This is a genomic window from Lacticaseibacillus zeae subsp. silagei (assembly GCF_030770335.1).
GTDB lineage: Bacteria > Bacillota > Bacilli > Lactobacillales > Lactobacillaceae > Lacticaseibacillus > Lacticaseibacillus zeae.
Genome location: NZ_CP132484.1, coordinates 250,380 through 271,904, shown reverse-complemented (window position 1 = coordinate 271,904; position 21,525 = coordinate 250,380). Strand labels below are relative to the sequence as shown.

The following is a 21,525-nucleotide window of genomic DNA, read 5'->3' as shown; positions in this document are numbered from 1 at the left end:
ACTAACTGAACCGTAAAACAGACGCTTACATTTCCAAATAATTTTGGAAATATGAGCGTCTGTCTTTTTGCTTAGTCGTACGCCTAATCTTTGCCGAAACAAACTCAAGCGTAACGCATCATTGCCCCGACTTTGGCCGGTAGTTGTTCCTCTGGCAATACCACGACCTGCCCGCCATGGCCTATCACGATATCTGCCAATGTGTTTAATAAGTTGGCGTGCTGAGCAACTTTGGAGTCACGCTCGATTCGCTCGCCGTCAAGTCGGGCATGAATCCGGGCGCCCGCCTGAACAAATAACATGGCAAGTTGACCACGCAATGCTGCCGTGACAATGGTGGTCAGTTCCTCGGTGTAACTGCCATTACTCCGCGCCTTTTCGATCGTCTCAGCAAAACGCTGACGTCGCCGATCGCGTAGTGTTTCGCGAATTGGCGCCAACAAATCATCCAATTCGACAAAATCAAGTGTTGCCGGGCTTTTCATCACTGCAAGCTTCGGCAATAAATGATGGTTCTTGGAAATCTCCCGAAAGACCGCCACATTTTCGGCTAATCCCATCAGGACCAGCGGCATTTTGTTCGGATTGCTATAATGCACGAGTAAATACTGATCGACAGCCTGATAAAAGCGGCGTTGATCGCTGGCCTTTTCAGCGGACTTGTCATTGTGGCCGTGATACGTCACATGGCCGCCACCTTGAGGCACACTGTTTAACTCGCCGCCACGAATCTCGGTGCCCAGCGTCCCTGTCAACGTCTGGGGCGCGTCATCCGGCAAGGACACCGATCGCACCTGATGGCCGTGGTTATGGTAAAGCTTGATGCTGTCGGCATTAAGCGCCAGAATATCGAAATCCGTCGCGGTCGCCTCATCCAGCATCAACGGCAGAATCTGTGGCAACTCGGTGACCATCGCCACATCATCAACGGTTTCATACATTGGGGTAACATACGTTTGCGTGCCGTTTGTCAGCACACCAATACCATTCGTCTCGCATGTCTGCCAAAACATCGGATCCTGTTCATACGGTTCAAGCTCAGCAGCGTATGGCGCGAAATCCGTCTTCGGATAGGTTTCGCCCATCACCGCTTTGACATGCTTCATCATATTCTTAAACCGAATCCGTAATTTCTCAACCGGTGTATTGTCCGGCCAAGATAGATACAGTGATACATAAGGGCCTTGCTTCGTGTCTGCTAAAAACTGCTGCAACGTCGGTCTAGTCGTTATATCCATCAAAATGCAACTCCCTTCCGGCCTGTAGCCTACCTTTAGCGTATCAAGGTTAGCAGGTAAAGGCAAAGTAAGCACCTCTAATTAGACATTTTATAATTGATGCTGCTTGTAAAGCTAGCCGGAGAGGCATGCGCCATAAGGGCGGTGACACTGTGTCACTCTTTGTGATGGTCAACTAGATGCAAAAACGTCTCACTAGGCCGCATAAATTCAGCCAACGTACGCGGCCGCATTCGCCGAGACGCCTCTGAAAATGACAACCATTGACCCTGCAAGCCTTCCTGCCAAACGATGGCTTCGGCCTGTTCTGACGACAATTCAAATCGATGCACCAGAATTAACTGCTGATAAGTTTGCTCCGGTTGTTCCCAAAATGATTCAAGCACACCCACCAGAGACGGCTGCACATCTTTCAGCCGTAATTCCTCATAAACTTCGCGCACAGCAGTCTCTGCAGCTGTCTCGCCAAACTTCACGGCACCACCGGGGACAATCGCAAAACCGCTCGTCGCTTCAAGCGTCACCAAAACCTGATCGTCGTGAATTAATAAAACCGCAGCCCGGACATCAAACTTGGCATGGGGGTTTAGTTGAAATCGAAGATCATCCTTTTCTTGAACCAAGCTATCACATCCCTTCAGAAATCGGTGCCCGCAGACAACAATTTTGCAGCTATACGCCTTAAGCTTCAAACGGCACAAGCTGCACCTGATTTTGCGAGTGCAGCGCGTGTGGCAAGGTAACCATAACCACTCGATTAAACTTAGCCTGACTGTAATAGGAATCCGTCATGGTAAGCACCTTATTATTCCGACTCAAACTTACCATTGATTCATTGGCGACTTTTCTCCCCTGACGTTGCTGCTCAATTTGAAAGCGCATATGTTTGATGCTTTGTTTGGCAAGGGGTTGATCAAAATGTAACTGCACGTGCCACTTGCCGTGTACAACCCTTGCCTCAACCTTTTCAAGTACAGCTGTCTTTTGATTTAAGCCAACTTTAGCCGGTAACTTCAGCGTCCTCACACTAACTGCCGGATGCGCTACTTTAGTATTAATTGTGTGGTAACGCCACGAAAATAAGCCGATAAGGAGCATGATAACCGCCAAAAATCCGAGTCGGAAAAATCGCCGCTGCGATGTACTCATGCTTGCATCACATCCTCGATTTTATGAAGCTGACCATGCGTCAATTCAAACGTCTGATCAGCCAATGTTTGTAACCAAAGAAGATCGTGACTGGCAATTAACACTAGTTTGCCCTGATCTCGCAGTTCTTTTAATAGCTTTGTCAGGAAGGCAATCCCTTCTCGATCAAGCGCATTGGTCGGTTCATCCAGCACAATCAGTTGTTGATCCTCCATGATTGCCTGGGCAATACCCAATCGCTGAATCATGCCTAATGAATAGTCTGACACCGGCTTTTTATCATCCGGCAAACCCACTTTCACCATCACCGCGTGGACATCTGCATCCGTGAGATCACTCCGAATTTGGCCAAGTGCCAATAAATTATCATGGCCATTCATATCGTTGATAAAACCCGGATGTTCAATAATTGCGCCCACACTGACTGGAAAATCGCGGCGCGGATCAATCTGAACGTCATTGATTTTCACACTGCCACTGGCTAATCGAATAAAGCCAAGCAATGCTTTAAGAAAAACCGACTTGCCTGTGCCGTTCGGACCAACAATGCCATAAATATTCGGCGAAACAAAAGAAAGCGAAATGTCATCAAGGATCTTTTTTCGTTTAATCGAGACCGCTAAATGAACGATATCAACCCGAATCTTTGGCTTATCTACGCTCTGTGACATAGCATCCCCACCTTCCCGGCATATAAAAAACTTGAATAAGTATGAGTAAAAGAATCAAAACCATCTGATACCAAAGCACATTTAGCAATTGGTGATTCGTTGCAAGCATGCTCCCGATGGCAAATCGTAATGGCATTAAGGGAACCTGCAGAAAACTCAGGAAAACAACAACCAAAGTGCTCACGACACCGATCACAACCCCAAAATAGCCCTCGACAACTGTTTCAAGAATCACCAACAACACTTGGCTCATAACGACGACCAATGTGAACCAACCAGCTGCAAAGAAACGTTGCTCCGGCCAAATAAAAGGCACAACGACTGCAAGAACTACTCCCATCATGAACAAGAAACCCACTTCCATAAGCAGTAATTGTTTAAGCGGCCATAAATATGCCGAAAGCCGCGGTCGGATGCGTAAGCTAACGTAAGTATACAGGCCATCTTGGTAAGCATTCGTCACCCCTGCACTGATAAAAATCGGCAAGGTCATAAACCCCACCCAGAGAAATAGCCATAGCACTTGACTGCTGGCAAACCGATCCGGCGTTGCTCCGATAAAGGCCATCATGACCGGATCGTGCACTTGACGAAGTATCGCACTTTGCCGATATTGGAAACTCAGCGCTAGCGATCCCATTAAGAGCACGAGGAAAATAACCGACGCTATGCTCAATCGCCTTCGTAAAAGCCTTCTTACCCACCGTCTCTTCATATATTTTCACACCTTTATCGGCAAACGAATATGCATCAAAGTGATCGTCATCAGCTCGATTGCAATAACGACTAACAGCCACTGCTTAACAATGTCAATCGGCCACATAGCTCCTTGGGTTAATTTTGGCGTTATAAGATTGGTTATCGCATCCAAGCCGAAACTTGGCGCAATGTAAAAAACAATGATCACTCCCAATCCAAGCGAAATGCCAACCGCTTGAGATCTGAATGCCAAACAGAAAAATAGTGTCAGCAACGTGTCAATAAAAAGTGCCGTCGCAACATTCATCATTAGATTAAGATTGGCAGCGATTATCATGACACCTTGCCCCACTTGCGAAAAAAGAAGGACAGCACCGAACCAAATGCCCCATACAACGACTGTGACAGCTAATGTATAAACTGATAGCTCATGTAGAATCTGCCGAGCAATCGATACCCGCGATCCAATTCGTAAAAGCAGGCTAGTGTTTTTCAACAGCTTCACCAACAAAAATGTCAGTACCCCAACAATTGGCAGCAAAAGTATTATTTGGCCAAAGGGTCTTTGAACAGAGAGATTGGCACCAAACAAGCCCTTTTGAAACTGCCCCGTCATTAATCCCATGATGGTAAAGCCGGATGAGACAACTAGCATGAGCAAAATAAAGACGAGTCTAGGCATCTGTGGTAAAAATCGAATTGCCAATAGCTTTCCTTTTCTTTTCATCGCTCACACCTCAACCGCCGGAACCCGAAGCGCCAAGAGACTTAATCCGATCAAAACAAAAGGCCACAGCAAGACATATATCAACGAGGGAGCACCAACTGTCGGCACTATTTGTAGATAGGTCATTGGCGCTAAGCTCACGCGGGAAATCATGCTAATACCTAGCAATAAGAGTTGAAGGCCCACCAAGCCCAGCAATGCGACGATCGTCTTCCCCGTCATAAAATAAAGAAAATTGGAGAAGACTGCGTAGCTTGCTCCATAAAGGGCGATTAACAAAATCCACCCCAACATGTACAGCCAAGTGTGTTCGTAAAAGAAATTGCCACCAAATCCCAAATAGCTAATCGCGACATTGTTGTTAAGCCACTGATTTGGCAATATGTTGGGATGAATGGCAAGCAATCCAAGAAAATCCAGGATCAAAACAACGCTTGGTAAGATCGCACCCCACGCGCCGCCGATCATGAGTGTCTTTAGTCGATAAGCTTTGAAGTTTAATCGGCTGCGCATTAATCTGACATAACCGCTACGTCCTTGATTAGCAGCAAACATCCCACCTGCAAGAACTGAAAGCAATGGCGCTGCCATGCTCCATGCAACCGGTATGTTTGAAGAAATATCAACAGGCAGCCAGTTCATATATGGCGAGAAAAAAAAGAACCCCACTGTTTGTTTCCCACCGTTGGCATCATAACCAAGATTGGCATAAATATGCCCCAAAAGAAATAGGAGTGCCATTAAGAAAGCAGTTATGGTTGATTTGGTTTTCCAGTACTGCTTGTTGAGCAATTAAATCAACTCCATGCTTCAATTGATACCATGATGTTAAATCTCTGTATTACTTTATTCAATCATTTTTACCTCATTTTTTCTTTGATTTTACAAACCATTTTTTATTAACAAGATCATTTGAGTTCATATATTAATATGTGCGAATAGTTCTATCTCTTTTTGATTTTCAAAAAATCAGTAGAAGCTCACATCAGCTTGATTTCACACTTGGATAAAAAGGGACAAGAAAAAACTCTCTACACCACCGGTTTTCACCGATGTGGCATAGAGAGCAATTTCAAGTTTTAGCTTACTTCGCCATATACGCCCCAACAAAGTTATACATATTGGCCGGACTGAAGGTTTCGCCTTTCAGTTTCGGATTGCGTAAATGTCCTTGAACGGTTTGATACAGGGTTGCGACTGGTGCTTCTTTGGAGAGCAGAACCTGTGCCTTCAGGAGATCATCATAGCGCTTGGTCTCATTGTTGGCATCGGTGGTCTTGGAAGCCTTGAGCAGATCATCGTATTCCTTGTTTGACCAGTGGCTGAAGTTATAGGTGTTGCCCGTTGAATAGAGATCCAGGAAGGAAATCGGATCCGGGAAGTCACCCTGCCACCCGGAAAGGATGAACTGTGCGCTGCCATCCAATGACCGTTGGATCCGGGTCTTAAATGGTACGGAAGAAATCGATACCTTCATACCTGGCAATTGTTCCAAAGCTGATTGCAGATATTCGCCGGTCTTCTTGGCAACATCCGTGTCGTCTGTTGTCAGCGTGACTTGTTCGCCGGTTTTACCGACTTCTTTCAAGCCTTCAGCCCATAGCTTCTTGGCTTGTTTAAGGTCATACTTCTGAACGGTTTCGGATTCTTTGGCTGCATCCTTGGCAAAGTCTTCACCGGTCTTCGGGTTGCTACCTGAGTTTTCCGGTGTGATGGTCGGGATACCGAATGAGCCATCGCCGATAACCTTCTCAGCAAGCTCTTTCCGGTTAATCGCCATGGAAACCGCCTGACGCAATTTCGTGTTCTTGAAATCAGGAACCTTGTCTTCGTTCATATCCAAGTAGGTGGTACGGCCCTGCTTGTCCCCGACATAATCCTTGTCATTTTTATGCTGCTTGGCAATTTCACCAGTTAGAACAGCATCGTCAAGCTTCTTGGTTGAGTACAGGTTAGCGGCTGTGTTGGAATCCTTAACAACCTGAACGTGAATCTTCTTTAACTTAACCTGCTTGGCATTCCAGTATGAATCGTTCTTCACTTCATCCCATGAATTACCGGTACCATTCCAGTTAGTCAACTTAAACGGTCCATTAAAGACAAGGTACTTACTTTGCGTCCCGAACTTCTTGCCATACTTTTCAACTGTCTTTTGGTTCAACGGGAAGAAGACCGGGTTGACCATCATCGTGCCAAAGTAAGGTATTGGATGATCCAGGGTTACGACAAGTTTGTAATTGCCTTCAGCTTTGACACCCAGTGTTGAAGGTGCCTTTTTACCGGCCGTGATGTCGTCAGCGTTCTTGATGCCTGAGAACAGATAAGCATACTCTGACTTGGTCTTAGGATCGGTCGCGCGCCGCCAAGCAAACACGAAGTCCTTAGCTGTCACCGGATCGCCGTTACTCCACTTGGTTTTGCGTAAATTAAATGTATACGTCAGACCATTGTTAGTCGGCTTCACCACTTTGGTTGCGACCGCAGCCTGAAGTTTCTTACCCTTGTACCGGTATAAACCATCGCCGGTATCGACTGCCGCCTGCCCACTGACAACGTCCGTAATATGGGCATTGTCCATCGTGGAGATGACATCCTTCTCCATTCGATTAAAAGTGTCTGAGCTACTACTCTTGCTGCCACACGCAGCCAAAAGAACGGTTGAAGCAAAGATCATGGCTCCTGCAACTAATCGTTTAACTTTCATTTACTCACCCTCAAAATGATATTGCATTAAGAGTATATTAGATTTCAGAGAAAGTAAAGTGATTTTTTACAGATATTACACAACTTCTTGCCATTTGTTTCACGGTTTTGTCACTTATCGCGTCAACTCGTAGCTGGCATAGTCGCATAAATGCTGATGCAGCGGAATTGTATGCGATTACATTTTTTGTCGGATTAACGCCAACGTCTTGGTTTTCAAAATGGCGGAATTTTCACGTATATCTCAACGAAAAAAATCGACCTCCAGTTGCGGAGATCGATTTTCGTCATGTTCATCTGTTAACGTCAAACAACGCTTATACCTGATTACTTAATCGGCTTCCAAGTCCATTCCTGCACTTCAGGGATATCTTCCCCGTTTGCGCGGATGAAGTCATGGTGGTATTGCAACGTGTCATCCATCTTCTGAATGAAAGCTGCAGCCTTTTCGGCATATGCCGGCACGTGCTGAATGACATCCTTGGCTAAGTGGAAGCGGTCAAGTTCGTTCAGAACCCGCATGTCAAATGGTGTCGTGATGTCGCCTTCTTCACGATAACCATGAATCAGCACATTGCGATTCTGGCGGGTGAAGAAGATGTCGCGAATCAAGCCTTCAAAGCCATGATAAGCAAAGAGAATCGGCTTATCGGTGGTGAAGTAGCTGTTAAATTCGGCATCGCTTAAACCACGTGGGTCGATTTCCGGACTGCGCAACTTCAGAAGATCCACAACATTAATGAAGCGAATCTTCAAATCCGGGAAGGCATCATGCAACAAGTTGATTGCTGCCAAGCTTTCCATGTTCGGTTCGGTACCCGCTGCAGCCATCACCACATCCGGTTCAACACCGTCATCGTTGGAAGCCCAATCAATGCGTTTAAGCCCGGCATTGGCCAAAACGGTTGCTTCATCAATACTGTAGAACTGTGGCCGTGGCTGCTTGGAAGTGATCAGCACATTGACGGTGTTTTGTGATCCGAACAGTTTTGGTGAGATCGCCAACAAGCTATTCGCATCCGCTGGCAGATATTCGCGGATGTATTCAGGCTTCTTTTCCGCCATGTGGGTCAAAATGCCTGGATCCTGATGGGTGTAACCATTGTGATCTTGCTGGAAGGAAGTCGAGGTTGATACCACATTCAGACTTGGGTAAGCCTTGTGCCATGGTTCTTCGTGGGCCTTGCGAATCCACTTGAAGTGCTGGGTGAGCATGGAATCGACAACCCGCAGGAAGGCTTCGTAACTGGTGAACAAGCCATGACGGCCGGTCAGCGTGTAGCCTTCATTGAAGCCTTCTGACTGATGTTCGGACAGCTGTGAATCAATGATCCGACCAGCTGGTGCCAGGTATTGGTCAGCCGGTTCCTTGATTGGTTCCAGCCATTGCCGGTTGGTCACTTCAAACAAGCTATAAAGCCGGTTACTCATGGTTTCATCAGGGCCAAAAATACGGAAGTTGTGCGGATTCAATTTAATCAAATCACGCAGATAATCGGACCAGACAATCATGTCCTGCTTGATCTGCTTGCCATGCTCCTTGTTGTCCAGCGCATACTTGCGATAATCTGGCAGAACCAATGGCTTTGGATCAATGCCGCCATTGGTAATCGGGTTGGCGGCCATCCGTTGGTCACCCTTTGGCGGCAAGGCAGCCAATTCCGGAATCAACTTGCCATTTTCGTCAAACAGTTTGTCCGGATGGTAGGACTTCAACCAGCCTGCCAAAGAATCCGCATGCTCCATGTCTTCGGCATCAACCGGAATCGGAATCTGGTGCGCACGGAAGGAGCCTTCAATCGGTTCGCCATTCCAACTCTTAGGACCGGTCCAGCCTTTTGGTGAGCGGAAAATAATCACTGGCCAATGTGGCATGGTGGTGTCGCCGGTTTCACGGGCGTGCTTTTGAATTGCCTTAATCGTTTCAATCGCATCATCCATGACCTTGGCCATTTCCGGATTCAGCTTGGTCGGATCGTCGCCTTCAACAAAGTACGGCTTCCAGCCCATGCCTTCAAAGTACTTGGTCAGATCTTCATCCGACTTCCGGGAGAGGATCGTTGGGTTAGAAATTTTGAACCCATTCATATGAACGATTGGCAAAATCGCGCCATCGCTAATCGGATTGATGAAGGTATTGCTGAACCATGAAGCTGCCAATGGGCCGGTTTCCGTTTCGCCATCGCCGGTCACAACCGCCGCAATGACATCAGGATTATCCAGAACCGCACCGGTTGCGTGACTCAACGCATAGCCTAACTCCCCGCCTTCATGAATCGAACCCGGCGTCTGGGCGCTGGCGTGTGACGCCACACCACCTGGCCATGAGAATTGCGTAAACAGACGCTTCATGCCTTCTTTATCCTGCGAAATCCGTGGATAAATTTCCGAGTATGACCCATCCAGATAAGAATTGGAAACCATAACCTGGCCACCATGACCCGGACCCTCAATGTAGAACATGTTGAGGTCGTACTTATTAATGACGCGGTTCAAATGGGTGTAAATGAAGTTTTGACCGGCAATCGTGCCCCAGTGACCGATCGGATGCGGCTTCACATCTTCACTTTTCAGTGGCCGTTCCAGCAACGGATTGTCCTTCAAATAAAGCTGACCAACCGACACGTAATTAGCGGCTTGCCAGTATTCTGTCATTCGGTCGAAGTATTCCTTGGATGAGTAATCAACAGTCTTAACTTTTGTATCCATGCTCATACCTACTTTCGGTTTTAATGAGTTCAGTATAACACAGATTGACGAAAAAGCACTTATTTTGACTTAAATTCGCTTAAATTGCCTTAAAACTTAATTTGGTAAATTTTTTCAAGAGCGTGAACTGGCGCGCTTAGAAGTCGGAGTATAAGTGGCCTTAGGCGCAGACTTCTGCGCCAGTGAACGCGTTTAAGGCAGAGCGTGAATCAGCCCGGTTAGAAACCGGAGTGTAAGTGGCCTTGGGCGTGATGGCCCGGGCTTAGGCCATTGCGACCAAGGTCCTTACACGCAGGTTTCTGGGCTGGTGAACGCGTTTAAGGCAGAGCGTGAATCAGCCCGGTTAGAAACCGGAGTGTAAGTGGCCTTGGGCGTGATGGCCCGGGCTTAGGCCATTGCGACCAAGGTCCTTACACGCAGGTTTCTGGGCTGGTGAACGCGTTTAAGGCAGAGCGTGAATCAGCCCGGTTAGAAACCGGAGTGTAAGTGGCCTTGGGCGTGATGGCCCGGGCTTAGGCCATTGCGACCAAGGTCCTTACACGCAGGTTTCTGGGCTGGTGAACGCGTTTAAGGCAGAGCGTGAATCAGCCCGGTTAGAAACCGGAGTGTAAGTGGCCTTGGGCGTGATGGCCCGGGCTTAGGCCATTGCGACCAAGGTCCTTACACGCAGGTTTCTGGGCTGGTGAACGCGTTTCAACGCAAAGTGATGGTAAAATAAAGTTGGGTTCAAGGTTTGACGATCTGGAGGCACGCGAAGGAGGAAACCTATGAAAAACCATTTTTTGAAAACTTTTGTGGCCATCGCGGCAGTCGGTGCGGCAGCTTACTGCTTGAAGCGTTTCAGTGACGAACTTGTTGTCTACGTCTCGCCTGACAAAGACGCCGGTGACAAGGATGATTGGACAGACTTTTAAGGCTAATGTCTAGGGGGCGATTGTTTTGTCACTATCACAAATTGATTGGCTGTTGCTGTTCTTCGCCTTGGTTGGCGCGCTTAGTTTGATCCTATTTGATCAGGTTCTGGCAGCCGCCGTAATTATCATTTTAATGGCAGGTGCGATTGTGGTGGATCGTCACATGCCACGTCATCCACGACGTCCTGCATTGTAAAAAGTTAAGACGACTGTCCGCTAGAAAATGGTGGGTGGTCTTTTTATAGTAGTTGCTCAATCGAAGCAATGTGCACGACATCCCCCCCTTCCTCCGTTATCTAATACTAAAAGTCTTGACCCCAATTGGTACAATGTAAGTACTAGGGGGATGCAAACATGGCGACAACAACGAAACCTCAAGGCCGCGGCCTGGTGATGGCGGCGGTTTTTATTGCAACGTTTATGACTTCGGTTGAAGTGACGATTGTGACAACTGCTTTACCTGCGATTATTAGCGACTTGCATGGACTGGCTTATCAAAGCTGGATCATGAGCGCTTACCTACTTACGACAGCCATTACCACACCGATTTACGGAAAATTGGCAGATGCGATCGGCCGCCGAGGAATCTTTCAGTGGGGTGTTGTGCTGTTTACAGTCGGCACCTTGCTGAGCGGCTTGGCACCGCATATTTTATTGCTTATTTTAGCCCGTGCTTTGCAGGGGATTGGCGCTGGGGCAGTGATGCCGCTGACGTTTACCATTATTGCCGACTACTATGATTTCGCTCACCGCGCGAACGTGATGGCGCTAAATAATACAGCATGGGGTCTATCTGCTTTGGTTGGACCGCTCATTGGGGGCTTTTTGGTCGATCAGTTGTCGTGGCACTGGGTTTTCTTCGTGAACGTGCCACTGGGTATGCTGGTCTTCTTCCTCATTCAAGTTGGGTACCGTGAACCCAGCCGCAAGCATGTGTCATTAACGATTGATTGGCTGGGCATTGCTTGGCTAGCGGTTACATTAATTGCCCTGCTATTGGGTATCCAGGCGCTTGATCAACAGCCCTGGCTAGCAGCGTTTTTGTTAGTCCTGGCATGTGTGGGTGGGTATCTTCTGTTCCGGCAAGAACAACGGGCAACCGATCCGTTAATCGCACCGCAAATGTTTCAAAGCTTTACCTTTACCGTACAGATTTTGACGGCGTTATTGCTTAGCGGCGTCTTAATCGGTTATCAGGTTTACTTCCCGATTTGGTTACAATCGCTGTACCATTTGGGCGCAACGGCTGCCGGGCTGGTAGTGACGTCTAGCTCCGTGTTATGGCTGGCATCATCTTTTCTGGTCGGTCCCTTGATTAAAAGATTTGTCCCGCGAACCTTGTCGTTAATGCTCGTCTTCATTCTGACATGCGCCTATTTACTGCTCACGGTTGCTTCGCCGAATTTTCCGGTATGGGCTTTTTACGTGATTGCCATGGTTAATGGAACGGTGATGGGGATTGTCATCAGCATGAACACGGTCCTTAGCCAACATCTTGTGCCGGATCGCTACGTCGGGTCGGCTACCAGTATTTTGACGCTAGGGCGCTCGCTGGGGCAGACGGTGATGACTGGCGTGTATGGAGCCGTGCTGACTTTGGTGATTCGGGCGAACCTGCATGGGCTTTCTTTCAAAACCGTCAATGCGGCAATCAGCGCCAAATCAGCCACCTCGGTTCACAATCCGCAAGCAGCTGCCGCGATTCTCACCGGTCTGCATGGTGTTTTCATGATGGTCGTCGTGATGATGGTACTCGTCTTGATCATTAATTGGCGTGATCCTAATCGTGACATTATTCAGTAGCTAGCAAAAAATGCGAGATCATAATTGTGACCCCAAAGTAAAAATGAACGCATTCCAAAGGATTACAAGGAATGTGTTCATTTTTGCGTCCACAAGGGTAACTCGTTCGAGTCATTTAAGATATTAGTGCCAATGCGGAGCAATCGTAGGCCAGATGAGGCTCAGTGGTGACATTGTTGTTGGTGGGGCGCCTTTTGCCCCGCCTACAACAAGGCCGAGCTTAGAGACTCTGCCGATTTTGCAGAGGCTCTAAGTCGTGCCCACCACGTTCCAGCCTCAGCTGGCCGGAGATTGCGGAGTTTGGCACGACTCGGAACTTATTGCCTAAGTTTTTTGATCGCTCGGAATTCACTAAACTATAAACCTTCTTACAAAATTATGACTCAACCTCCCTCAGGCAACTTGATGGCTATATGACCATTTTTGGTTGCTTAATGCTTAAACTTATCGACCTTATCAGCAATCGACAAGCCAGTATCTTCGGCAAAATAATTGATCTTGGCATACACCATCTGGGACGTACCGCCAGCTTTAGCCGTGACCACGGGGATCTGCTTCAAAATAGCCATTAGCTGATCGTAATCGCCTTCCATGATCGTTTCAAACGCGCTGACCTCGTAATTGACACCGGTTGATTGAATATACGCAATCACTGCGTCAACAACCTCCAGCACTTTCTTTTGATCCGGATACATTGGCAAAACCTGTACCGCAATACTTGCATTCATGACATTCGTCCTCTCTATTCACTCATTGGATGATTCTTCTGCGTGACGCCACTTACCACTGCCAGGGTCATCGTGCGGCGGTTCAACCTGAGTCGCTTCCGGCGGCCACTGATCTTCGGTTAAATTCGGTTGGAGTAAAAAGTGATCGTCGTAGGCATGCCGCACTTGGGTCTTCCCATGCTCGTCAATCAGCGCATGCCATTCGCGGGCGTCATCCAGACTGATGCCAGCCAGTAACGGCGCAAAATCGGCCTGCATTTTGGCGTAATTTGTGTACGGGCCAAACCCCAGCCGATTAAACAGCCGCATCGCATAAGTGTCCGCAACAAATGTCTTCTTGCCAAACGTGTACATTAGCATCACGTCAGCCGTTTCATTACCGATGCCGTTTAACGCCAACAAGGTTTTTCGCAGCTGATCGGTCGGTTTTTTGGCAATTTCGGTAAAACTGCCACCTTGGGCCACGAACCACACTAACAGATCATGAATGCGTTGCGCCTTTTGCCGATAAAAGCCCGCTGGCCGGACAAGTTCTTCAAGTTCGGCCTGCGACAATGCCAAAAGTTGCTTAACACTCATATATGGCCGCAAGTTATGGACAGCCTGCGCAACATTCTTGGAACTGGTCCGTTGAATCAGAATCATCATCAGCCAATCTTCTAACGAATTTTGTTGCCACCAGTACTGTTTGCCATAATGTTGGCTCAAGTTATGCATGACAATCAGCCGTTTATCCATCTTTTCACCCCTAACCATTTATTAATATCGCACAATCGGCAAAAAATAAAGTAAACTGTACGTAACGGTTATTTTAATCAGACCATAACAGCTCACGCAAGAAGACGTTGAGGAGGCGACGGCGATGACCATGATTGTTGTTTCGGATATTCATGGCAACTTAAAGACAATGGATCGAGTCCGTCTGATGCAGGAAAAGTACCCGCATGTACTGACGGTCTATCTTGGTGACTACATAGATGGCTACCCTTATGGCGGCCGCGTCTTGGCTCAGATTCATGAACAGGTTCAGGATAGTCAGGCGATCGCGGTGCGGGGCAACCATGATCAGATGCTTCTAGACTACCTGGCTGACAAGGATAATCCTTGGTTTATCAATGGCGGCAAAGCAACATTGCGCCAAATGGTCAAGGATTTTGCACCGGCTGTCAAAGGAATGAGTCTTCGTGAAGCGGTGCGCACGCATATGGCACCGTTAATCTCATTCATCGCGGAGATGCCTACTGCCATTGCTTTTGATAAGCTTTTGCTCATTCACGCCGGCCTGGACTTTTCGCTGGCAGACCCGTTAAAGGAAACAACGCCGTTTAACCGGATGTGGGTCCGTGAACCTTATATCTATGATATGAAGCAAACCCAAAGTCGTAAACACCCGATTTTTGCGCATAACCCGCTTAATAAAACCATGATTACGGGTCACACGCCGACCGCGTTGATTTATGGCGAATATGAGGGCCAGGTTAAACCGCCGATCGCCGAAACGACTTTTACCGGGGGTTATCCGAAATGTCCGGTCAAGGTTATCCAATACCCTGGCGAATCGCCACGCTACTTTATTGACGGCGGCAATCACATGGGCTTCAAGGCCAATTACGGTAATATTTGCGTTTTTGACGAAACCAAAGGCGTCATGATTGACTCGGATCAAGGGATTAATGCTGAATGAACTTACCGGCTGACAGACGTTACGGAAGGTTCGCTAACCCTAAGTGTATAAAAAAGATGCAACCGGTAGATTAGCCGCCTGCATCTTTTTTGTTTGGTTCAACGTATCAGATCCGGTACATTAATCAACCAACTTCTTTTTGTGCAAAGCACTGAAGACGAATGGGAAGGCAAAGATGATTAATGCTGCAATCATGATTGGCCACTTGCCGACTTTGGCGATGAGTCCCAAGATAACGCCGATGGTATTGAAATCACTATCAGACCAATATGTTGTGGTGTAGCCCAAACCACCGTAAAGACTGGTGGCAATCAGTGGCAGGAAGCTCAAGATGATGCCACCGAGAAATGGTCCAATCAAAGCGCCTTTTCGACCGCCAGTGGCATTGCCAAAGATGGCTGCAATGCCGCCGCAGAAGAAGTGCATGACGATCCCTGGGATGACAATGGTGGTGCCAATCAAAATCTGAACACCCATGGAAAGCAGGCCGCCAAGTAAGCTGACCAGGAAGCCCGCGAGCAAGGCATTAGATGTACCTTTGAACAGAATAGCGAATGGATAACCAGGTACAGCACTTGGAACAATCTTTTCACTGAATCCTTTAAAGGCTGGGGTAATTTCTGCCAGTAACATGTTAACGCCTTGGACCAATACGATGATCCCGGCTGTGAATTGTGCGGCCTGCAGCAACGCCCAAACATATGGATTCAGGTTAGTCAATTTACCAACATAAGCCGGACCGGCCACCGCGGTCACAACGAAGAACAGAATGGTCATGACGATGGTCACCGAAACGTTACTATCTTGCAGAAAAGCTAATGATTTCGGGAAATTAATATCTTCAATAGATTTTGACTTTTTATCTTTATTGACTAACGAACCGATTTTAGCAGACATCCAGTATTCCAGCGTGCCGAAATGGGCAAAGCTCATGTCGTCGCGGCCTGTGATGATTTTCATTGTTGGGTGGGCAATTGCCGGGAAGACGCAGAGGATGACGCCGAGCGTCATGGAACCAAAGACAATCGCTTCAAGTGTATTCAAACCACCCAAAAGCATCACTGGCGTCAAGCAACACGCCATATAGAAAGCATGGTCGCTTGATAGAAATATATATTTGAATTTGGTGATGCGGGCCAGCACAATATTCAACACGAGTCCAAAGACAAAGATAAAGGTGGCAACCGTGCCATACTTTGCGACGGTCACGCCGATAGCGGCTTCGTTACTCGGAATCATACCGTGCATGTTAAAGGCCTTGGTAAAGAGCTTGGCGAAGTTATTCAACGCGCCGACGATGATGTTGGTCCCGGCAAGCATGACGACAAACCCGATAAATGCACGGACCGTGCCGCCAATCACTTCGGTAAACGGCTTACGCAGCGCAATCAGCCCGACACAAACAACAATGCCGGCAATGATGGAAGGCTGACTAAGCATATCGACCAGAAATTTCATGAAAAAAACCTCCTCGTGGTGAGCGTGAGCCGGCGCGTTCAGGAACCGGAGTGTAAGTGGCCTTGGGCGTGATGGCCCGGGCTTAGGCCATTGCGACCGAGGTCCTTACACGCAGGCTCCTGCGCCGGCGAACGCGTTATGATGAGCACAAACTAAAGCGCTCACATTATTTTCCTGAAAGTAGGCGGATAGCAACATCGCTTATCCGTCCGCTTCTGGAATCAGTTAAGCCTTCCCTGCCGAACCAAAGACGCGCAGACGACCGCGAATTTCTTTTTCGACCATTTCGGTTTCCCAGATGCTGGCGTCTGAGATGAATAGTTGTTTGTCGCTATCATCCTGTTCCAACTTCTTCTGAACGCCTAAGGCAACGCGGTGAACCATTTCGGAATAGTAATTGATCTTGCAAATGCCATTTTCAACTGACTTGCGATATTCTTCATCAGTCAAGCCGGAAGCACCGTGAACCACTAATGGGAAGTTAACCAAATCAGAAATTTCCTTCAACCGACTGAAGCTCAAGTGCGGCTTTTGCGTGTAAACACCATGAACCGTCCCATACGCAACCGCCAGCATATCGATACCGGACTCTTCAATGAACTGTTTGGCTTCTTGCGGGTTGGTGTAAGTTTTGTCCAGATCCGCATAATCCACTTTCTTATCCCCGCTACCTTCACGATTCATTGGCCCGAGTTCGGCTTCAACCGTGATATCCAACGGCTTGCAAATCTTCACGATTTCTTTGGTCTGCGCCAGATTATCGGCAAAATTCTCCTGCGATGCATCGACCATCACCGAGGTAAATCCAAGCCGAATCGCCCGCATAATATTGTCAAAGGTTTCCCCATGGTCAAAATGAACCGCAACCGGAACGCTTGCTTTACGGGCAATGTTCAGCATCACCGGCGCAATTACATCCAACGGCACATACTTATCATGCAACTCCGCAAACTGAATAATGACCGGTGAATTTTCCTTTTCGGCAGCGCCAACAATTCCACGAATCATTTCGATGTCGGTGACGTTAAATGAACCAACTGCATAGTGACCTTCCTTGGCCTTTTTAATCATTTCTTTTGTGTTAACTAAAACCATAATGATTCCCTCCTATAAGCTCCGTAACTTCTTACCAAACGCATACAGTTGCTGATACTTTTTGTACTGGTGGTTGTAAAAGGCAACATTCTCCGGAATCGGCTTGAAGACTTTATCGATCGAAACTAACTTCTTCATGGCGGTTTCAAAAGAATCAAACAGGCCAACCGCAACACCAGCCATGATGATGACGCCCATGGTTCCTGATTCCTTCATATGAACCCGGCCGACTTCGCGGTTAAAGACATCCGCTTTGATTTGCAGCCAGGTATCCGACCGTGATCCGCCGCCAGTCGCCCGTAAATGATTGACATGCATCCCGCCGGCTTCCATGTTGTCCAGATTCATGCGCATCTCAAAAGCCACGCCTTCCATCAACGCCCGGTAAATATCAGGTTTCCGCGTTGCGCCGGAGAGTCCGAGGATCATGCCGCGCGCATCTTCGTCAAAGTAAGGAACCGCTGCACCGGAAAAATGTGGTAGAACCAACAAATTTGTTGGCTTTTTCGGTACATATTTATCAAAGATGTTGTAGACGCTGACTCCTGATAACTCGGCCGCCTGAACTTCTTCAAAACCAAACGTGTCGCGATACCATTTAAGCGATGTGCCGCCATCGTACATGTAAGCAATGGTGGTATATTTGTTGTCCAGATACGGTACCGTTGGATAATTCTTTTTGGCATTTTCCTTAAGATGGCTGGTATCTGTGAAGATCGGTGAAATATTATCGACCGAACCCATCCCGTCAGTCGCATCGCCAACATCGATGGTGCCAGCGCCAATCGACACACAAATTTGGTCATGGGCGCCGGTAACAAGTTTCATGTCGGCGTTAATCCCTAACTCAGATGCCAACTCCGGCTTGATCGTGCCGACCACCGTGCCTAGGCGGTAACACTTTGGCAAAAGCTTGCGATCAATGCCGGCTGCTGCCAAGATGTCCGGATCCCAGTCATTGGTCGAAACGTTAAATGCCAGCGACCGATCAGCCAGGGTGTAATCAATCGCATCAACATTACCAAGTTTGTATAGGATATAAGCGCCGTAAAGCAGGATACGATGAATCTTTCCATAAAGTTCCGGACGGTGTTTTTTGATCCACATGATCTTAGGTACCGCGAATGTCACCGCCGGATTCAACCCGGTTTTATTCCTGATGTCCTCAGCCGAAATCCGCGTCAGCAGGTCCTTTAATTCATCCTTGCCGCGGCTATCTGTCTGCAACATCGTGTTCATCAGCGGCTGTCCTTGATCATCAACGGCAACAAACGCTTCACCGAACGATGAAACACTGACGGCCAGCACATCTTCCTTAACGAATTTTTTCGATTCCTGAATAACCTCCTTCGTTGCCGACCAGACCACGCTTGGATCCAGCTCGTATTCACCTTCCCTGGGAACCGACGTCTCATATTCCCGGTAGGCAGCAGAGAGAATGTTGCCTTGATTGTCTGTGATGGTACTCTTTACCCCGGTTGTCCCGAGATCCAATCCCATAAGTGCCACGCTGAAAACCTCCTTTGCTTTCGTAAACCGCTTTCATAGAGTAGTATATGAGTTGTGAAAAATATTGACAATGCATGACGAGCAACTCGATAATTTTTCATATTTTTCCATATATGTGCTATAATTTTGCATAAAATCATTCAAATTAGGAAAGAAGGCGCTTTAATGGTTTCTTTTCAACGGCAAGATCAAATTCTGAAAATTTTAAATGCTCAACAATTCGCCCGGTATAGTGACTTAGCCAAGCAGCTTTTCGTCAGCCCTGCCACCATCAGACGGGACACACTGGATATGGAAAACCGCGGTTTGATTAAACGGGTTCTAAATGGTGTCACGTTAAGCGAGGAACCCGAAGACGTGCCTTATGATTATTCGGTAACCTTGAACCTTGATGCCAAGCGAACGGTCGCATCAAGGGCGGATCGGTTGATCAAAAGCGGCATGAGCCTTTTTATTGATTCAAGTACCACTGCTTTAGTTCTAATTCGTGAATTAAGTGGTATTGATGAATTGTACATCGTCACAAATGGCATTCTGGTTGCACTTGAAGCTTCCAAACATAAAGGCTGGCACGTCAATCTTGTTGGCGGTGCGGTCAATAAAATGCTGGAAAACATTAGTGGCGACAGAGCAACGCGTGACATTGAAAATTACCAAGCCGACCTGGCAATCTTCTCGTGTCGCGGACTGATTGCTGCCGGTGCAACCGATGCTAACGACCAGGAAGCTAACATTAAGGGGGCGTTTGCAGCGCATGCAGACCAGGTCATGTTGCTGGTAGATCACACCAAAGTTGGTAAACATCAACTCTATATGAGTGCACCTATGAATACGTTAGATTACATTGCCACTGACAAGGCCATGCCCGAAGATATTGTCAGCACCGCGCGGGCGAACCATGTGCAGATTTTTGACTGAAGCCATGAAGCTTTAGTGAGGGCAAAAAAATAGACGCTAGATGACAAGCGATAAAGCTTGTTTCTAGCGTCTATTTTGGGTTTGTGTTGTGGCAAACCCCTTTATCGTGATCTTTGCAATCTGTTCTGGATCCTTAGCTTAAGGCCATCACGTCGCGCACGATCATTAACTCTTCGTTCGTAGGTACCAGTAACGTCTTGACCGTTGAATCCGGCGTGCTGAGATCGGTTTCGACACCATGTGACTTGTAATTGAGATCATTGTCGATCTTGGCGCCGAGGTAGCCCAGTGAGCGCATAATCTTGTCGCGGATTTCATCCCCATTTTCGCCGATGCCGGCAGTGAAAATAAGTGCGTCTACCCCGTTCATCAAGGCTGCATAAGAGCCAACATATTTCACAACCCGATTGACAAAAATATCCAATGCGAGTTTCGCCCGCGGATTCGTATCTTCGGCCGCTTCCAAGTCCCGCATATCGTTGCTTAAACCGGAGATGCCCAGTAGCCCGGAATCATTGTTGAGAATATGAATCATCTGGCCAACATCCGGAATGTCCAGTTTCTTCATCAGGTAAGCGACCAGTGATGGATCAATGTCCCCAGAACGCGTGCCCATGGTTACCCCAGCCAGAGGCGTAAAGCCCATGGAGGTATCAATGGACTGGCCATCTTTAACCGCGGTGATACTGGAACCAGAACCCAAGTGCATGACAATCATCCGTAAATCTTCCAATGGTTTGTTCAGCATTTCAGCAGCACGCGCGCTCACGTAACGCACACTGGTTCCGTGCGCACCATACTTACGCGCGCCATACTTTTTGTAATAGTCGTAAGGAATGCTGTACAGGAAGTTCTCAGGCTGCATCGTTTGATGAAAAGCCGTATCAAAAACCGCCACTTCAGTCGCCCATGGCATCATTTTCATGAAAACTGCGATATAATCGGCTTCAACCGGATTATGCAATGGCGCGTAGTCACGCAGGTTTTGAATCTGCAGCAACGTCTCATCGTCAACGACAACGGATTCAGCAAAAACTTCGCCACCGGCAACAACCCGGTGACCAACACCGATAATTTCATGCAAATGCTCGACCAAGCCCAAAGACTTGATATTGCCCATCAGACTGGCAACCGCTTCTTGGTAGTTGGCAATCGGCGTATCACTTTCGTATTTTTGACCGTCACCATATTTAATTTTAACTTTCGATTGCGGTTGGCCCAAACGATCAACCAAGCCCTCGGCCAATTGAACCTCAGCCGGCATATCAAAAAGTTTCCACTTCAGGGTAGAACTGCCTGCGTTGACTGCGAGAATCTTCGCCATTTTGTATTCCTCCTATAGGTAAGTGAGCGCGAACCGGTGCGGTTAGGGACCGGAGCATAAGCGGCCTTGGGCGTGATGGCCCGATCTTGGCCATTGCGACCAAGGTCCTTATGTGCAGGTCCCTGCACTGGTGAGCGCGTTATAGTGAGCGTGAGCCAGCCCGGTTAGAAACCGGAGTGTAAGCGGCCTTGGGCGT

Annotated in this window: 20 protein-coding genes; 5 read left to right on the top strand and 15 right to left on the bottom strand. The window is 47.8% G+C overall.

The window, feature by feature from the left end:
- Positions 1 to 104 precede the first annotated feature (104 nt).
- The 9 genes from LACZS1_RS01325 to LACZS1_RS01285 all read right to left on the bottom strand — a co-directional run bounded on the left by LACZS1_RS01325 (position 105) and on the right by LACZS1_RS01285 (position 9,896).
- The gene (locus tag LACZS1_RS01325) at positions 105 to 1,238 is read right to left on the bottom strand and encodes a baeRF6 domain-containing protein (protein ID WP_070652302.1); all 1,134 of its coding nucleotides are present in this window, start codon (positions 1,236 to 1,238) and stop codon (positions 105 to 107) included.
- 155 nt (positions 1,239 to 1,393) lie between these two features.
- Complete coding sequence (locus tag LACZS1_RS01320; RefSeq protein WP_070652301.1) at positions 1,394 to 1,861, bottom strand: NUDIX domain-containing protein; 468 nt, start codon at positions 1,859 to 1,861, stop codon at positions 1,394 to 1,396.
- Positions 1,862 to 1,919: 58 nt separating this feature from the next.
- The gene (locus LACZS1_RS01315; protein WP_070652300.1) at positions 1,920 to 2,387 is read right to left on the bottom strand and encodes a PolC-type DNA polymerase III N-terminal domain-containing protein; all 468 of its coding nucleotides are present in this window, start codon (positions 2,385 to 2,387) and stop codon (positions 1,920 to 1,922) included.
- Complete coding sequence (locus LACZS1_RS01310) at positions 2,384 to 3,058, bottom strand: ABC transporter ATP-binding protein (protein WP_070652299.1); 675 nt, start codon at positions 3,056 to 3,058, stop codon at positions 2,384 to 2,386. The genes LACZS1_RS01315 and LACZS1_RS01310 overlap by 4 nt, the downstream gene beginning before the upstream one ends.
- Entirely contained in the window at positions 3,039 to 3,734 is a 696-nt protein-coding gene (locus LACZS1_RS01305; RefSeq protein WP_306402892.1) for a PTS mannose transporter subunit IID, read from the bottom strand. The genes LACZS1_RS01310 and LACZS1_RS01305 overlap by 20 nt, the downstream gene beginning before the upstream one ends.
- 45 nt (positions 3,735 to 3,779) lie before the next feature.
- A complete protein-coding gene (locus LACZS1_RS01300; protein ID WP_274804394.1) occupies positions 3,780 to 4,484 on the bottom strand; it encodes a hypothetical protein in 705 nt (234 codons plus the stop codon).
- 3 nt (positions 4,485 to 4,487) lie between these two features.
- The gene (locus LACZS1_RS01295; protein ID WP_070652298.1) at positions 4,488 to 5,276 is read right to left on the bottom strand and encodes a hypothetical protein; all 789 of its coding nucleotides are present in this window, start codon (positions 5,274 to 5,276) and stop codon (positions 4,488 to 4,490) included.
- A 292-nt stretch (positions 5,277 to 5,568) separates the two neighbouring features.
- Positions 5,569 to 7,188 carry a peptide ABC transporter substrate-binding protein gene (locus LACZS1_RS01290; protein ID WP_070652297.1) on the bottom strand — a complete coding sequence of 540 codons (1,620 nt, stop codon included), beginning with the start codon at positions 7,186 to 7,188 and terminating at the stop codon, positions 5,569 to 5,571.
- A gap of 326 nt (positions 7,189 to 7,514) precedes the next feature.
- Positions 7,515 to 9,896 (bottom strand): phosphoketolase family protein, encoded by a 2,382-nt coding sequence (locus tag LACZS1_RS01285; RefSeq protein ID WP_070652296.1) that lies wholly within the window; start codon positions 9,894 to 9,896, stop codon positions 7,515 to 7,517.
- A gap of 767 nt (positions 9,897 to 10,663) precedes the next feature.
- On the opposite strand from LACZS1_RS01285, the gene LACZS1_RS01280 reads away from it, so the two are divergent.
- The 3 genes from LACZS1_RS01280 (at position 10,664) to LACZS1_RS01270 (ending at position 12,613) form a co-directional block, all read left to right on the top strand.
- On the top strand, positions 10,664 to 10,810 hold the full coding sequence (locus LACZS1_RS01280) for a hypothetical protein (RefSeq protein WP_047106576.1): 147 nt from the start codon (positions 10,664 to 10,666) through the stop codon (positions 10,808 to 10,810).
- A 25-nt stretch (positions 10,811 to 10,835) separates the two neighbouring features.
- Positions 10,836 to 11,006, top strand: coding sequence for a hypothetical protein (locus LACZS1_RS01275; RefSeq protein WP_164976626.1), 171 nt, complete (start codon positions 10,836 to 10,838; stop codon positions 11,004 to 11,006).
- A gap of 158 nt (positions 11,007 to 11,164) precedes the next feature.
- Complete coding sequence (locus LACZS1_RS01270) at positions 11,165 to 12,613, top strand: MFS transporter (protein ID WP_070652295.1); 1,449 nt, start codon at positions 11,165 to 11,167, stop codon at positions 12,611 to 12,613.
- Between the two features lie 431 nt (positions 12,614 to 13,044).
- On the opposite strand, the gene LACZS1_RS01265 is transcribed toward LACZS1_RS01270, so the two are convergent.
- Together LACZS1_RS01265 and LACZS1_RS01260 are read right to left on the bottom strand one after the other, a co-directional pair.
- Positions 13,045 to 13,341, bottom strand: coding sequence for a thiamine-binding protein (locus tag LACZS1_RS01265; RefSeq protein WP_070652294.1), 297 nt, complete (start codon positions 13,339 to 13,341; stop codon positions 13,045 to 13,047).
- A gap of 18 nt (positions 13,342 to 13,359) precedes the next feature.
- Positions 13,360 to 14,079 carry an endonuclease III domain-containing protein gene (locus LACZS1_RS01260; RefSeq protein ID WP_047106580.1) on the bottom strand — a complete coding sequence of 240 codons (720 nt, stop codon included), beginning with the start codon at positions 14,077 to 14,079 and terminating at the stop codon, positions 13,360 to 13,362.
- Positions 14,080 to 14,203: 124 nt separating this feature from the next.
- Between LACZS1_RS01260 and LACZS1_RS01255 the strand changes: the two genes are divergently transcribed.
- A complete protein-coding gene (locus tag LACZS1_RS01255) occupies positions 14,204 to 15,025 on the top strand; it encodes a metallophosphoesterase family protein (RefSeq protein WP_070652293.1) in 822 nt (273 codons plus the stop codon).
- Between the two features lie 120 nt (positions 15,026 to 15,145).
- Here LACZS1_RS01255 and ulaA read toward each other — a convergent pair whose 3' ends face one another.
- From ulaA to LACZS1_RS01240, 3 genes are all read right to left on the bottom strand, one after another.
- Entirely contained in the window at positions 15,146 to 16,483 is a 1,338-nt protein-coding gene (gene ulaA / locus LACZS1_RS01250) for a PTS ascorbate transporter subunit IIC (protein ID WP_049172921.1), read from the bottom strand.
- Positions 16,484 to 16,708: 225 nt separating this feature from the next.
- A complete protein-coding gene (locus LACZS1_RS01245) occupies positions 16,709 to 17,578 on the bottom strand; it encodes a class II fructose-bisphosphate aldolase (RefSeq protein ID WP_010489931.1) in 870 nt (289 codons plus the stop codon).
- Positions 17,579 to 17,590: 12 nt separating this feature from the next.
- A complete protein-coding gene (locus tag LACZS1_RS01240) occupies positions 17,591 to 19,087 on the bottom strand; it encodes an FGGY-family carbohydrate kinase (RefSeq protein WP_070652292.1) in 1,497 nt (498 codons plus the stop codon).
- Positions 19,088 to 19,252: 165 nt separating this feature from the next.
- Here LACZS1_RS01240 and LACZS1_RS01235 point away from each other — a divergent pair, with 165 nt between their 5' ends.
- Positions 19,253 to 20,005 carry a DeoR/GlpR family DNA-binding transcription regulator gene (locus LACZS1_RS01235; protein ID WP_025013581.1) on the top strand — a complete coding sequence of 251 codons (753 nt, stop codon included), beginning with the start codon at positions 19,253 to 19,255 and terminating at the stop codon, positions 20,003 to 20,005.
- Between the two features lie 133 nt (positions 20,006 to 20,138).
- On the opposite strand, the gene LACZS1_RS01230 is transcribed toward LACZS1_RS01235, so the two are convergent.
- The gene (locus tag LACZS1_RS01230; RefSeq protein WP_070652291.1) at positions 20,139 to 21,329 is read right to left on the bottom strand and encodes an acetate kinase; all 1,191 of its coding nucleotides are present in this window, start codon (positions 21,327 to 21,329) and stop codon (positions 20,139 to 20,141) included.
- Positions 21,330 to 21,525 lie beyond the last annotated feature (196 nt).